This window comes from Streptomyces sp. NPDC043853 (assembly GCF_056436025.1).
Genome location: NZ_JBWKDJ010000014.1, coordinates 142,127 through 156,098 on the forward strand (window position 1 = coordinate 142,127; position 13,972 = coordinate 156,098).

Below are 13,972 nucleotides of genomic sequence, written 5' to 3' on the forward strand. Positions count from 1 at the left end.
CGCCCGGGAACGGGCCGAGGGCCGCCCCACTCCGGTGGGGCGGCCCTCGGCCGTTGCGGGGCGGCGTCAGGCGCCGCCCCGAGGCGTGCTCAGGCGAGCGGCCCGGTGACGGTCTCCACCGCCGCGACGAGCGCGCCCGTACGGACGAACTCCTCGGCGGCGGCCAGGTCGGGGGCGAGGAAACGGTCCGGCCCGGGGCCGCCCACACCGGCCGCCCGCGCGGCGGCCACGGCCGCCTGCGAGGCGGGCGCCGGGACCAGCCCGGTGCGCAGTTCGACGGCGCGCGAGGCGGCGTAGAACTCCACGGCGACGATCCGGGTCAGGTTGTCGATCGCGGTACGCAGCTTGCGGGCGGCGGACCAGCCCATCGAGACGTGGTCCTCCTGCATCGCGGAGGACGGGATCGAGTCGGCGGAGGCCGGAACGGCCAGCCGCTTCATCTCGCTGACCAGCGCGGCCTGCGTGTACTGGGCGATCATCAGACCGGAGTCCACGCCGGCGTCGTCGGCCAGGAAGGGCGGCAGGCCGTGGCTGCGGTTCTTGTCCAGCAGCCGGTCGGTGCGGCGCTCGGCGATGGAGCCGAGGTCGGCCGCGGCGATGGCCAGGAAGTCCAGCACGTACGCGACGGGCGCGCCGTGGAAGTTGCCGTTGGACTCGACGCGGCCGTCGGGGAGGACGACCGGGTTGTCGACGGAGGAGGCCAGCTCGCGGGAGGCCACCAGGGCGGCGTGCGCGATGGTGTCGCGGCCGGCGCCGGCCACCTGGGGCGCGCAGCGCACCGAGTAGGCGTCCTGTACGCGCGGGGCCTCGTCGTGCTGGAAGTGCCCGGTGAGGCCGGAGCCCTTGAGGACGGCGGCCATGTTGGCGGCGGAGTCGCCCTGCCCGGGGTGCGGGCGGATGGCGTGCAGCTCGGGGGCGAGCACCTTGTCGGTGCCGAGCAGCGCCTCCAGGGAGAGCGCGGCGGTGATGTCGGCGGAGGTGTAGAGCCGGCGGAGGTCGGCCAGGGCCATGCAGAGCATGCCGAGCATGCCGTCGGTGCCGTTGAGGAGGGCCAGGCCCTCCTTCTCGCGGAGTTCGACGGGGGCGATGCCGGCTTCGGCGAGCAGCTCGCCGGCCGGACGGACGGTGCCGTCGGGGCCCTCGGCGTCACCCTCGCCCATGAGCGCGAGCGCGCAGTGGGAGAGGGGGGCGAGGTCGCCGGAGCAGCCGAGGGAGCCGTACTCGTGGACGACCGGGGTGATGCCGGCGTTGAGCACGTCGGCCATGGTCCGGGCGACCTCGGGGCGGACGCCGGTGTGGCCGGAGGCCACGGTCTTCAGGCGCAGGAACATCAGGGCGCGGACCACCTCGCGCTCGACCCGCGGCCCCATGCCGGCCGCGTGCGAGCGGACGATGTTGCGCTGGAGCTGGGCCCGCAGCTCGTGCGAGATGTGCCGGGTGGCGAGGGCGCCGAACCCGGTGGACACCCCGTAGACGGGCTCGGGCTTGGCGGCCAGCGCGTCCACGATCGCGCGGGCTCGCCCGAGCGCGTCGAGGGCCTCTGCGGACAACTCGACCCGCGCGTTCCCGCGGGCCACGGCGATGACGTCCTCGGCAGTGGTGCCGGACGTCCCCACCACGACAGTGTGCATATCCATATTCAGCACCCTACGGACTGAATCTCAATATGTCACTAGGGGCCGGGGGCACGTCCCGGACACGACCCGGACACGCCCCGAGGCGCTCCCCCGGGGGCGCTCCCCCGGGCGCAGGCGGGTCACCCGCCGGTCACCCGGTAGCGGATGTGGGTGACCTCGCGGGTCCCCACGGTCCGGTCCGGGATGAGGGTGATCTCCCGACCGACACGAACACCCTGCCGCTCATCAGTGCGCTTCCTCCGCGCCGAAGAACTCCGCCAGTACAGGGGCCAGCGCCTCCGGCGCCACCGCGTGGTCCTGCCCCTCCAGGGTGCGGCGGACGGCGCCCGGCAGCAGCCCGGCGGCGGCATCGGCGGCGTTGCGCATCCAGGACTCGCTCGCGCCGCCGTCGGCGACCAGCACCGGGACGGACAGCGGGGCCCAGCGGTCGGCCGGCAGCGGGAGGCCGAGCATGGTGTCGCCCATGACCCGCCCGTCGTACGGGAGGGTGTGGGCGACCCCCGTGAAGTGGGCCCACATCGGGTCCTGGCGCATCCCTGCCACGAACTCCGCGGGCACACCGACCGCGGCCGTCATGAAGTACTCCACCATGTCCCCGCGGCGGTCCTCCGCCAGCAGGCCGGACAGGTGGGCGACGTATTCCGCGGGCACCGGGGGCCGGCTGCCGTCCACCACGAACGGCGGCTCGTACAGGGCCAGGCGGGTGACGGCCGCCCCGCGGGCCGTGGCCTCCAGCGCGAGCACCGCTCCGGAGGAGAGCCCCATCACGAAGGCCGAGCCGCCGACGGCGTCGATGACCGCGGACAGGTCCTCCACCTCGCGCTGCACGTCGTACGGAGCGGTGTCCCCGCTGTCGCCGCGGCCCCGGCGGTCGTACGCGACCACGGTGAACCGGTCGGCGAGCCGGGCGGCGAGCTCGCGCCAGTGCACCCGGGTACCGAACGCTCCAGCGACCAGCACCAGGGCGGGGCCGGCGCCCGTCCGCTCGTAGGCGATGGCGGTGCCGTCCTCAGAGACCGCGGTTTCGAAAGCCATGGGATCCCCCTCAATACGCCAATGTGTACGCTGTTCACATCCGTTGGACACAGACTAACCAGCAAAAGTGGACGCTGTCCACATCTGATGGGCGCAACTCACCGAAGGAGCAGGCCAGATGACAGCCGAGTCCGATCCGACCCCGCCGCCGAGGCGCAGCACCTACCGCCACGGGAACCTGCGCCGGGCACTCCTGGACGCGGCTGTGGAACTCGCGGCCGAGGGCGGGCCCGCGGCCGTCTCCCTGCGCGAGGTGACCCGGCGGGCCGGGGTGGCCCCCAACGCCGCCTACCGGCACTTCGCCGACCGAGACGCGCTGGTGCACGCCGTGTCGATGGCGGCCATGGCGAGGGTCGCCGGCCGGATGGAGGCCGAGCAGGCGGCCGTGCCCGCCCGGGCGGACCCGGCCGCCCGCGCGCGGGCCCGGTTCCGCGCCGTCGGCACCGGCTACCTCGCCTACGCGATCGCCGAACCCGGGCTGTTCCGCGCCGCGTTCCACACCCCGGCCGACATGACCCACGCGGCCGACGACACGGCCGCGGGAGAACAGGGGCTGACCCCGTTCGAAATCCTCGGCGCCGCACTGGACGACCTGGTCGAGGCGGGCGTGCTCCCGGCGGAGCGGCGCCCCGGCGCCGAGTTCCTCGCCTGGTCCGCGGTGCACGGACTGGCGGTCCTGATGATCGACGGGCCGCTCCGGGGCGTCACCCCGGAGCAGGCCCGCGCGGCCGGCCAGGACCTCGTCTCGATGGTCGAGCGGGGTCTCTAGTCGAGCGGGGTCTCCGGCAGCCGGTCGCCCCGGTCAGGCGGCGGGGGCGACGGCCCGGTAGGTGCTGACGATCGCACCGACGGGGCTGCTCGCCGTGGAGACCAGCTCGTAGGCGTGCTTGGCGCCGGCCGTCGGGAAGACGGACTTCCCCCCGCCCAGGACCACCGGCATGGTGATCAGGCGGAGCTCGTCGGCCAGGCCCTCGCCGATCAGGGTCTGCGCGAGGGTCGCGCTGCCCATCACCACCAGGTCCCCGCCCTCGGCCGCGCGCAGGTCGCGGATCGCGTCGAGGGCCTTGTCGGCGGTGATCAGGGTGGTGTTGTTCCAGGTCAGATCGGCCTCGCCGAGCGTGGAGGACACCACGTACTTGCGGAAGGCGTTCATCCGGTCGGCGAACGGGTCACCCGCCCGCCCCGGCCACGCCCCGGCCATGACCTGCCAGGTCCGGCGGCCGAACAGCAGCGCCCCGGCCCGGTCCGAGCTCTCCTGGATGAAGCCGCCCACGACCTCCGGGTCGAAGAACGGGTGCGACCAGCCGCCGTGCGCGAAGCCGCCGTCGGTGTCCTCGTCCGGGCCGCCCGGGGCCTGAACGACGCCGTCGAGGCTGATGAACTCGCTGATGACGATCCGCATGGCGGTAACTCCTCTTCCGTACCGGTGTGGTTACGCAATACAGACCGCTGCCGGGCGCGAGACTCATCGCACCCGGGATGTGACCTGCGCCACACGCCCGGAGCGGTCCGCTCAGCTGCGCCCGCGGAACCTCCGGCGCTCGGCCGCGGCGGGGCGGGCCGCGTCCGCGAGCCGGACCACGGCGGTGTCCCGCCCGGCCACCACCGGCTTGGCCGAGCGCGCCGCCTTCGCCTTGTACTGCGCCGCGTCCGCCAGCCGGAACAGCCGCCGCGAGGACTTCACCGGCCCGATGTCGTCCCCCGTGGAGGCCACCCCGCAGGCCACGCCCTCGCCCAGCTCCAGCTCCCCGGCGCGCTCGCACACGAGCTCCGCCACCCGTACGACCTCGTCCGCCGAGGGGCCGACCGAGACCACGCAGAACTCGTCCCCGCCCAGCCGGGCGACCAGCGCACCCGGCAGCATCGCCCCGCACAGGCTGAGCACCGACCCGAACCGTTCCAGCAGCCGGTCCCCCGTCGCGTGCCCGAGGGTGTCGTTGACCCGCTTCAGGCCGTTCAGGTCACAGACCACCAGGCTCACCACCGCCCCGGCCGCCCGGTGCCGTTCGAGGGCCTCGTCCAGCCGCATGTCCACCGCCCGCCGGTTCGCGAGCCCGGTGAGCGGATCGGTGAAGGCGAGCCGCCGCGCCTCCTCCAGCCGCTCGTTCTGCGCCAGCCCGGCGGCCACCACGGCCGCCAGCACCGCCGCGAACTCCGCGTCGTCCGCACCGAACTCCGGCAGCCCCTCGTCCCGGGCCACGTACAGCTCCCCCCAGGCCCGCCCGCTCAGCACGAGCGGCGCCACCACGCAGGACCCCCGGCGGCGCCGGCGCAGCGCCTCCCCGCGCCGCCCGGGGCGGCCGCTCCCGGCGCCCTCCACCCAGGCGTGCGGGCCGCCGCCCCCGGCCCAGCGCTCGTGCAGGAACTCGGTGATCTCCGGGAAGTCGTGCACGGGATAGGACTCGTCCTCGGGGAACTCCTCCTCGCCGGGCCGCCGCGCCCCTTCGTTCACCAGAACCCGCAGCCGGCCCCGCTCGCGCTCCCACGCGGAGATCGCGGCGAACGACCCGTCCATCGCGGTGCGCGCGCCGTGCGCGGCCGCCCGTACCGCATCCCTCGGCGCGTGCGCCGCCGCCATGGCCTGCGCCAGGCTCACCACGGCCCGCAGCCGCCCGTCCACTCCCATCACCCCAGCGTAGGGAGTTATGTCCGATTCAGTGATGCCCGATGCGGCATTCGATCGCCGTACGGTCACGCAGAGCCATCACCGGCGGCGGGGGCGGATCAGCGCCCCGGCCAGTTCGGCTTCCGCTTCTCGTTGAAGGCCGCCACGCCCTCCGCGCGGTCCCCGGAGAAGGCCACCGTGCGCCAGGCGGCGTCCTCGATCTCCAGGCCGGCCGTCAGGTCCATACCGTGCCCCAGCCGCAGCGCCCGCTTGGCCGCCCGCAGCCCCACCGGCGAGTTCGCCGCGATGGTCCCGGCCAGCTCCAGCGCCCGCTCCCGGTCCCGGCCCGCGCCGACCAGCTCGTCCACCAGGCCCAGCGCGAGGGCGTCCGGGCCCTCCACCCGCCGGGCCGTGAAGATCAGCTCGGCGGCCCGGGCCGCGCCCACCCGGCGCGGCAGCAGCTGCGTACCGCCGCCGCCGGGGATCACCCCGACGGAGACCTCCGGGAGGCCCACCACCGCGGTCTCGTCCGCCACGATCAGGTCGCAGGCCAGCGCCAGCTCGAAGCCGCCGCCCAGGGCGAACCCGTGCACCGCCGCGATCGTCGGCATCGGCAGCTCCAGCACGCCGCCGTACGCGCCGCGCGTGGTGGGCCGCTGCGCGACCAGCTCCGCGTCCGAGAGCGAGTTCCGCTCCTTGAGGTCCGCGCCCACGCAGAACGCCCGCTCGTGCGTCGAGGTCAGGACCACCACCCGGGCCTGCGGATCCGCGGCCAGCGCCGCGCACGCGGCACCGATGGACCGGGCCATCTCGGTGGACACCGCGTTCATCGCCTTGGGCCGGTCCAGGACCAGCTCCACGACCCCGGTCGGATCGCCGCCGCCGTGCCGGCGCACCTCGACGAACTCGCCGAAACGCCGGCCCTGCCCCTGCGCCTGCCCGCGCTCCTGCCGCTGATCCCGATCCTGATCCTGACCCATGAGACCCTCCCGGTTAACGAGCGTTATCGCCCTGTCAACCGGGGATCTTAGGCGTCCGCCGGGTCAGCAACCAGGGCTCCACGACCCCGAGGCCGCGGACCGGCCGCTGCCACATCGGCTGCAGGGCGAACCGGTACGGCTTCTCCGCCGGCGGCGCCGCCTCGGCCTCCTTCTCCGAGACCGGCGCGTCCCCCGTCCGGCCCAGCTCCTCCGCCAGCGCCCCGTCCACCAGGACCGCGTCCTTGGGCGCTATCGAGGTCAGCCGGCTCGCCAGGTTCACGGTGGTGCCGAAGACGTCGCCCATCCGGGTCGTCACGGTGCCGAAGGCGATGCCCACCCGCAGCTCCGGCATCATCGGGTCGGCCTCCATCGTCTCGATCAGCCGCAGGGCGATCTCCGCCGCCGTTCCCGGCTCGTCGGCGCAGTACAGCACCTCGTCACCCAGGGTCTTGATCAGCCGGCCCCCGTGCGCGGCCACCAGGTCCGCGCAGGTGGTCTCGAAGGCCTCGACCAGCTCGCCGAGCTCCTCTTCCTCCAGACGCCGCGTCAAACGGGTGAATCCGACCAGGTCGGCGAAGCCCACGGCGAGCCGCCGGTCCACCATCTCCTCGTCGTCCGCGGCCTGCACCACGCGGCCGGTGGCGGCGGCCAGCTGCCGCCGCCAGACGTAGACGAGGAACTCCTCCAGCTCCGGCAGCAGCAGCTCGACCAGCGGGTACGTGACCTCCGTCCGGGTCATCCCCGGCTCCGGCGGCTCCGTCAGCCCCTCCAGGAAGGAATCGATCTGCCATTCGGCCAGACGGGCGGTGGTCTGCCCGGTGGACCGGGCCACCTGCACCGCCATCGGCTCGCTCAGCAGCCCCGCCTCGACCAGACCCGCCAGCCGGCGCAGCGCCAGCACGTCCGCCTCGGTCAGCGCCCTCGCCTGGCCGATGTCCGCGAAACCCATCGCCCGCCAGAACCGGGACGCCAGCTCCATCGACACACCCGCGCTGCGCGCCGCCTGGAACGGCGTGTAGCGGCGCTCCGCACCCAGGATCAGCTGCTCCAGCCGGATCGCGAGCGGGTCGGCGGTCGGCTGGGCGGTGTGGTCCACCTCGTGGTGCGGGTGGTGCTGGTCGCGCCCGATGGGCGTCACGTGGCCCGTACCGCTCGGGGAGCCCGTGCCGCTCGGGGACGGTGCGCCGGAACCAGCGTCGTCGACGGTCAAGGGCCGCCTCCTGTCCATTCCGTGCGCACTGCCCTGCGAACCGGTTGATCACCGTGAGCACCGGGATCGCCTAAACCATACGGCAGGTGTGCCGTAGCTCACTCGTCCACCTGGGAGCCGGTTTCCCCCGGACCGGCTCCGGACCGGCTCCGGACCGGCCCAGGCCCGGCCCCGGACCGCTTCCGGCCCCGCCGGCGCCGCGCTCAGTGACCGCGGAGGTGGATGACGTCGCCCGCGGACACCGCCTCGCGCGCGCCCTCGGCCGTACGGACGACCAGGCGGCCGTCGGCGTCCACCGCCTCCGCCGTACCGGTGAGCTCGCGGCCGCCCGGCAGCTCCGCCCGTACGTGCCGGGCCAGCGTGGCGCAGCCCGCCGCGTACGTCTCCTGCAGGCCGCACTCGGCCGCGTCGCCGCCCGCCGCGATCCACCGCCCGTACCAGTCCTCCATGGACCGCAGGACCGCCTTCAGCACCGGTTCGCGGTCGGTGACGGCGGCCTTGGCCAGTACCAGCGAGCCGGCGCCGGGCACCGGCAGCTCGTCCTCCGTCAGCGTGACGTTCAGGCCGATGCCGATGACGAGTCCGTCGTCCACGCGCTCGGCGAGGATGCCGCCCGCCTTCCGCTCCTCCCCCTGCACGGTGACGAGCAGGTCGTTGGGCCACTTGAGCGCCGTGTCCACCCCGGACGCCTGGGCCACCCCGGCCGCGGTCGCGACCCCGGCCAGCAGCGTCAGCCAGCCCCACTGCCCGGCCGGCACCCGCGCGCCGGGCTTGAGCAGGACCGAGAAGAACAGCCCGGACCGGGCGGGGGCGACCCAGCTGCGGTCCAGCCGCCCGCGGCCGGCGGTCTGCTCCTCGGCGACCAGCACGGCCCCCTCGGGCAGGGCTCCGGCCCGCGCCGCGAGATCGGAGTTGGTCGAGCCGGTGGAGTCCACGACCTCCACGGAGGTCCACAGACTGCCTTCGGTGAGGAGGGAGCGGCGCAGCGCGGCGGCGGAGAGGGGCGGCCGGTCGAGGCTCGACCAGCGTCCGGCTGAGGCATCAGATGGCGTCATGCAAGCCACATTAGGTGTGTCAAACGCCGCACTGCCGTGCGCCATGCCCGCCGATACGCTACGCACCAGTAGCCAGCAGCTGTCAATCACTTGACCAGGCAGTGGACACCACTGAAGTTCACCACTCAGGGAGCCGCGACCCCGATGTCTCAACCCTCAGAGCCCATCGACATCCACACCACCGCGGGGAAGATCGCGGATCTGCAGCGCCGTATCGACGAGGCCACGCACGCCGGATCCGCGCGGGCGGTGGAGAAGCAGCACGCCAAGGGCAAGCTGACGGCCCGTGAGCGGATCGCGCTGCTTCTGGACGAAGGCTCCTTCGTCGAGCTCGACGAGCTCGCCCGGCACCGTTCGACCAATTTCGGGCTGGAGAAGACCCGCCCCTACGGCGACGGCGTCGTCACGGGCTACGGCACCGTGGACGGCCGTCCGGTGGCCGTGTTCTCGCAGGACTTCACCGTCTTCGGCGGGGCCCTCGGCGAGGTCTACGGCCAGAAGATCATGAAGGTCATGGACTTCGCGCTGAAGACCGGCTGCCCGGTCGTCGGCATCAACGACTCCGGCGGCGCCCGGATCCAGGAGGGCGTCATGGCCCTCGGCATGTACGGCGAGATCTTCCGCCGGAACACCCTCGCCTCCGGGGTGATCCCGCAGATCAGCCTGGTCGTCGGACCGTGTGCGGGCGGCGCCGTCTACTCCCCGGCCATCACCGACTTCACCGTGATGGTCGACCAGACCTCGCACATGTTCATCACCGGCCCGGACGTGATCAAGACGGTCACCGGCGAGGACGTGGGCTTCGAGGAGCTGGGCGGCGCCCGGACCCACAACACCACCTCCGGCGTGGCGCACCACATGGCGGGCGACGAGAAGGACGCCATCGAGTACGTCAAGTCGCTACTCTCCTTCCTCCCCTCGAACAACCTCTCGGAGCCGCCGGCGTTCCCGGAGGAGGCCGACACCGAGGTCTCGGGCACCGACCTCGAACTGGACGTCCTGATCCCGGACTCCGCCAACCAGCCGTACGACATGCACGCGGTGCTGGAGCACGTGCTGGACGAGGGCGAGTTCCTGGAGACCCAGGCGATGTTCGCGCCGAACATCCTCACCGGCTTCGGCCGGGTCGAGGGCCACCCGGTGGGCATCGTCGCCAACCAGCCGATGCAGTTCGCCGGCTGCCTGGACATCAACGCCTCGGAGAAGGCCGCGCGGTTCGTCCGGACCTGCGACGCCTTCAACATCCCGGTGCTGACGTTCGTGGACGTGCCCGGCTTCCTGCCCGGCGTGGACCAGGAGTACGGCGGCATCATCCGGCGCGGCGCCAAGCTGATCTACGCCTACGCCGAGGCCACCGTCCCGCTGATCACGGTCATCACCCGCAAGGCCTTCGGCGGCGCGTACGACGTCATGGGCTCCAAGCACCTGGGCGCCGACCTGAACCTGGCCTGGCCCACCGCGCAGATCGCCGTGATGGGCGCGCAGGGCGCGGTCAACATCCTGCACCGGCGCGCGATCGAGGAGGCGAAGGCCTCCGGAAACGAAGAGGCCACGCGGGCGCAGCTGATCGCCGAGTACGAGGACACCCTGCTGAACCCCTACACGGCCGCCAACCGCGGTTACGTGGACGCGGTGGTACTCCCGTCCGAGACGCGGGCACACATCGTGAAGGGGCTGCGCGCCCTGCGCACGAAGCGGGAGTCGCTGCCCCCCAAGAAGCACGGGAACATCCCCCTCTAGGAGGTCCGGTGATCAAGGTCGTCAAGGGGAACCCGACCCCCGAGGAGCTGGCCGCCGCACTGGCGGTGGTCCAAGCGCGCGCGGCGGCGCTGGCAGCCGTGCCGCCGGGCGCACCGGGCGTGGCCGACCGGTGGGCCGATCCGGCCCAGGTGGCGCGGCGGCGGATGCCGCAGCCGGGCCCGCGCGCGTGGGGCCGTACGTACTGGCCCGCGTAGCGGCGGAAGACGTCCCCTAGGGGAACGGAAGGTGGCGCCTGAGTACCCGTACTCAGGCGCCACTGCCGTTCCGGGGCGGAGGATCGGGTCATGCTCTGGTCCGACCCGAAAGACGAGCCGCCCAAGGACATGCGTGAGGCACAGGCGATGATCCGCCGGCTGACCGTGGTCCTGGCCGTGGCCATGCTGGTCCTGGTCTACGTCCTGGGCGTGGGCGGGCTCTGAGGCCCCGGGCCGCGGGACGGCCCGTGCCCCCGCCCCTGGAGGGCCCCTGACCCCGCTCCGGCCCCCGCCCTACGATGAGGCCCATGACTGCTGCTGAACCGCGCACCCTGGTCCTCGCTTCCGCGTCCCCCGCACGGCTGAACCTGCTGCGGCAGGCCGGGCTCGCCCCGCACGTGATCGTCAGCAACTTCGACGAGGACTCGCTGGACGCGGACACGCCGGCCGAGCTCGCCCTGGCCCTGGCGGAGGCCAAGGCGGGCGTGGTGGCGGGCCTGCCGGAGGCCGCGGGGGCACTGGTGATCGGCTGCGACTCGGTCCTGGAACTGGACGGCGAGGCGCTGGGGAAGCCCGCGGACGCCGAGGAGGCCACGGCCCGCTGGAAGGCCATGCGCGGGCGGGCGGGGGTGCTGCGCACCGGGCACTGCGTGATCGACACGGCGACCGGGCGTCAGGTGTCGGCGACGGCCTCCACGACGGTCCGGTTCGGCGAGCCGACGGACGCGGAGGTGGCGGCGTACGTGGCGAGCGGGGAGCCGCTGCACGTGGCCGGCGCGTTCACCCTGGACGGGCTGTCCGGGCCGTTCATCGAGGGGATCGAGGGCGACCACGGGAACGTCATCGGGCTGTCGCTGCCGCTGCTGCGCTCGCTGCTCGGCGAACTGGGTCTGTCCATCACGGACTTGTGGGCCTGACCTCGGAGAGTTCGCCGCTTCCGGGCTCCCCCGGCCGTGCGTCCGGGCCGGGGGCGGCCGGGTGGAGCATCAGGGCCAGGACGATCAGGCAGAGCGTCAGCATCAGCGCCGCGAAGGCGTGCCAGCCCACCAGGCCGACGACCAGCGCGCCGAGCAGTCCGTGGGTGACGGCGGCGCCGAGGAGGATCCCGCGGGCGAACCGGGCGGGCGGTCGGTCGCGCAGGGCGGCGAAGCCGAGCAGCGCGGCGCACAGCAGCAGGAAGCCGCCCATGCCCGCACCCAGCAGATACGTTGCCATAGACATGACATCCGGGTCGCTGCCCGCGATCGACATGGACTGGCTCTCCGTCGTGCGACCCAGCACGACGTGCACCAGAACGACGACCGCCGCCTCCGCGACGAGCACGAGCGCGGCCGTCCCGGCCACCAGTCTCCGCAGCATGCCCCGGAGGCTACTAATGGGTAAACCAGGGGACAAGAGTCCGGACACGGGCAAAGAAAGATCAGTCGCTTGGTAGGGATCCCACAAAGAATCGTCGGAGGCCGCTGCGCGTGCGCACAGAGACCTTGGCCACATGTGGGGGTTACTGTGCCGTTGGGGATGCCTCCGACCTGGGGCGCCACAAGGGTTCTTTCACTCGACCCGGCCTCGAATCACGCTCTGTGTGGGCAAGCTCACCTCTGGAGACGGGTCGAAAGCCCGTGTCGGCTGTCCCTAAACTCAGCTTGATTCTCAGGAGGGAGCCATCGTGCGCAAGGTGCTCATCGCCAACCGTGGCGAAATCGCTGTCCGCGTCGCCCGGGCCTGCCGGGACGCCGGGATCGCCAGCGTAGCTGTGTACGCCGATCCGGACCGGGACGCTCTGCACGTCCGCGCGGCCGACGAAGCCTTCGCGTTGGGCGGTGACACCCCCGCCGCCAGCTACTTGGACATCTCCAAGGTCCTGCAGGCCGCCGCCGACTCCGGCGCCGACGCCATCCACCCCGGTTACGGGTTCCTGTCCGAGAACGCCGAGTTCGCGCAGGCCGTCATCGACGCGGGTCTGACCTGGATCGGCCCGCCGCCGCAGGCCATCCGCGACCTCGGCGACAAGGTCGCCGCCCGGCACATCGCCCAGCGCGCCGGCGCGCCGCTGGTGGCCGGCACCCCGGACCCGGTCTCGGGTGCCGACGAGGTCGTCGCGTTCGCCGAGCAGCACGGCCTGCCGATCGCCATCAAGGCCGCCTTCGGCGGCGGCGGCCGCGGCCTGAAGGTCGCCCGCACCCTCGAAGAGGTCCCCGAGCTCTACGACTCCGCCGTGCGCGAGGCCGTGGCCGCCTTCGGCCGCGGCGAGTGCTTCGTCGAGCGCTACCTCGACAAGCCCCGCCACGTCGAGACCCAGTGCCTGGCCGACTCCCACGGCAACGTGGTCGTCGTCTCCACGCGTGACTGCTCGCTCCAGCGCCGCCACCAGAAGCTGGTGGAGGAGGCCCCGGCCCCGTTCCTCTCCGAGGAGCAGAACGCCGAGCTGTACGCCGCCTCCAAGGCCATCCTCAAGGAGGCCGGCTACGTCGGCGCCGGCACCGTCGAGTTCCTCGTCGGCCTCGACGGGACGATCTCCTTCCTGGAGGTCAACACCCGCCTCCAGGTCGAGCACCCGGTCACCGAAGAGGTCACCGGCATCGACCTGGTCCGCGAGATGTTCCGCATCGCCGACGGCGAGGAGCTCGGTTACGGCGACCCGGTGCTGCGCGGCCACTCCTTCGAGTTCCGCATCAACGGCGAGGACCCGGGCCGCAACTTCCTCCCCGCCCCCGGCACCGTCACCGTCTTCAACGCGCCGACCGGCCCCGGTGTCCGCCTGGACGCCGGCGTGGAGTCCGGCAGCGTGATCGGCCCGGCCTGGGACTCCCTGCTGGCCAAGCTGATCGTCACCGGTGCCACCCGCGAGCAGGCCCTGCAGCGTGCCGCCCGTGCGCTGGCCGAGTTCCAGGTGGAGGGCATGGCCACCGCCATCCCGTTCCACCGCGCGGTCGTCGTCGACCCGGCCTTCGCGCCCACCGACGGCACCCCGTTCAAGGTCCACACCCGCTGGATCGAGACCGAGTTCGTCAACGAGATCCCGGCCTTCGCCGCTCCGGCCGCCGAGGAGACCGAGGACGAGCCCGGCCGCGAGACCGTCGTGGTCGAGGTCGGCGGCAAGCGCCTGGAGGTCTCGCTGCCCTCCTCGCTGGGCATGACCCTGGCCCGTACGGCTGCCGCCGGCGGTGCCAAGCCCAAGCGCCGCGCCGCGAAGAAGTCCGGCCCGGCCGCCTCCGGCGACACCCTCGCCTCTCCGATGCAGGGCACCATCGTCAAGGTCGCCGTCGAGGAGGGCCAGCAGGTCGCCGAGGGCGAGCTCGTGGTCGTCCTGGAGGCCATGAAGATGGAGCAGCCGCTCAACGCGCACCGCTCCGGCACCATCGTCGGCCTGAACGCCGAGGTCGGCGCCTCCGTCACCTCGGGCGCCACCATCTGCGAGATCAAGGACTGACGTCCGGCACGCAGCGCACAGCACGAAGAAGCCCCCGCCCGGTTCACCCGGGCGGGGGCTTCGTG

14 protein-coding genes are annotated in these 13,972 nt (G+C 73.2%); 6 read left to right on the forward strand and 8 right to left on the reverse strand.

Going from position 1 to position 13,972, the window contains the following annotated elements; translation table 11 throughout:
* Positions 1–89 precede the first annotated feature (89 nt).
* Entirely contained in the window at positions 90–1,631 is a 1,542-nt protein-coding gene (gene hutH / locus AC067U_RS30155; RefSeq protein ID WP_478833023.1) for a histidine ammonia-lyase, read from the reverse strand.
* Between the two features lie 231 nt (positions 1,632–1,862).
* Positions 1,863–2,672, reverse strand: a complete 810-nt coding sequence (locus AC067U_RS30160; protein WP_478832975.1) for an alpha/beta fold hydrolase — start codon at positions 2,670–2,672, stop codon at positions 1,863–1,865.
* 118 nt (positions 2,673–2,790) lie between these two features.
* Here AC067U_RS30160 and AC067U_RS30165 point away from each other — a divergent pair, with 118 nt between their 5' ends.
* Positions 2,791–3,441 carry a TetR/AcrR family transcriptional regulator gene (locus tag AC067U_RS30165; RefSeq protein WP_478832976.1) on the forward strand — a complete coding sequence of 217 codons (651 nt, stop codon included), beginning with the start codon at positions 2,791–2,793 and terminating at the stop codon, positions 3,439–3,441.
* 33 nt (positions 3,442–3,474) lie between these two features.
* Here the strand turns inward: AC067U_RS30165 and AC067U_RS30170 are convergent, their stop codons facing one another.
* The 5 genes from AC067U_RS30170 to AC067U_RS30190 form a co-directional block, all read right to left on the reverse strand.
* A complete protein-coding gene (locus AC067U_RS30170; protein WP_478832977.1) occupies positions 3,475–4,074 on the reverse strand; it encodes a dihydrofolate reductase family protein in 600 nt (199 codons plus the stop codon).
* Between the two features lie 111 nt (positions 4,075–4,185).
* A complete protein-coding gene (locus AC067U_RS30175; RefSeq protein ID WP_478832978.1) occupies positions 4,186–5,298 on the reverse strand; it encodes a GGDEF domain-containing protein in 1,113 nt (370 codons plus the stop codon).
* 98 nt (positions 5,299–5,396) lie between these two features.
* Complete coding sequence (locus tag AC067U_RS30180; protein WP_478832979.1) at positions 5,397–6,257, reverse strand: enoyl-CoA hydratase/isomerase family protein; 861 nt, start codon at positions 6,255–6,257, stop codon at positions 5,397–5,399.
* Positions 6,258–6,291: 34 nt separating this feature from the next.
* A complete protein-coding gene (locus tag AC067U_RS30185) occupies positions 6,292–7,467 on the reverse strand; it encodes an adenylate/guanylate cyclase domain-containing protein (protein WP_478832980.1) in 1,176 nt (391 codons plus the stop codon).
* A gap of 203 nt (positions 7,468–7,670) precedes the next feature.
* Positions 7,671–8,522 (reverse strand): biotin--[acetyl-CoA-carboxylase] ligase, encoded by an 852-nt coding sequence (locus tag AC067U_RS30190; RefSeq protein ID WP_478832981.1) that lies wholly within the window; start codon positions 8,520–8,522, stop codon positions 7,671–7,673.
* Positions 8,523–8,666: 144 nt separating this feature from the next.
* On the opposite strand from AC067U_RS30190, the gene AC067U_RS30195 reads away from it, so the two are divergent.
* From AC067U_RS30195 to AC067U_RS30210, 4 genes are all read left to right on the forward strand, one after another.
* The gene (locus AC067U_RS30195) at positions 8,667–10,262 is read left to right on the forward strand and encodes an acyl-CoA carboxylase subunit beta (protein ID WP_478832982.1); all 1,596 of its coding nucleotides are present in this window, start codon (positions 8,667–8,669) and stop codon (positions 10,260–10,262) included.
* A gap of 8 nt (positions 10,263–10,270) precedes the next feature.
* Positions 10,271–10,477, forward strand: coding sequence for an acyl-CoA carboxylase epsilon subunit (locus AC067U_RS30200; protein ID WP_478832983.1), 207 nt, complete (start codon positions 10,271–10,273; stop codon positions 10,475–10,477).
* 90 nt (positions 10,478–10,567) lie between these two features.
* Entirely contained in the window at positions 10,568–10,702 is a 135-nt protein-coding gene (gene mmpB / locus AC067U_RS30205; protein ID WP_365104402.1) for a morphogenic membrane protein MmpB, read from the forward strand.
* Between the two features lie 83 nt (positions 10,703–10,785).
* Positions 10,786–11,394 (forward strand): nucleoside triphosphate pyrophosphatase, encoded by a 609-nt coding sequence (locus tag AC067U_RS30210; RefSeq protein ID WP_478832984.1) that lies wholly within the window; start codon positions 10,786–10,788, stop codon positions 11,392–11,394.
* Here AC067U_RS30210 and AC067U_RS30215 read toward each other — a convergent pair.
* Positions 11,375–11,836, reverse strand: a complete 462-nt coding sequence (locus AC067U_RS30215) for a hypothetical protein (RefSeq protein WP_478832985.1) — start codon at positions 11,834–11,836, stop codon at positions 11,375–11,377. The genes AC067U_RS30210 and AC067U_RS30215 overlap by 20 nt on opposite strands.
* A gap of 307 nt (positions 11,837–12,143) precedes the next feature.
* Between AC067U_RS30215 and AC067U_RS30220 the strand changes: the two genes are divergently transcribed.
* Positions 12,144–13,907, forward strand: a complete 1,764-nt coding sequence (locus AC067U_RS30220; RefSeq protein ID WP_478832986.1) for an acetyl/propionyl/methylcrotonyl-CoA carboxylase subunit alpha — start codon at positions 12,144–12,146, stop codon at positions 13,905–13,907.
* The last annotated feature ends 65 nt before the right edge of the window (positions 13,908–13,972 follow it).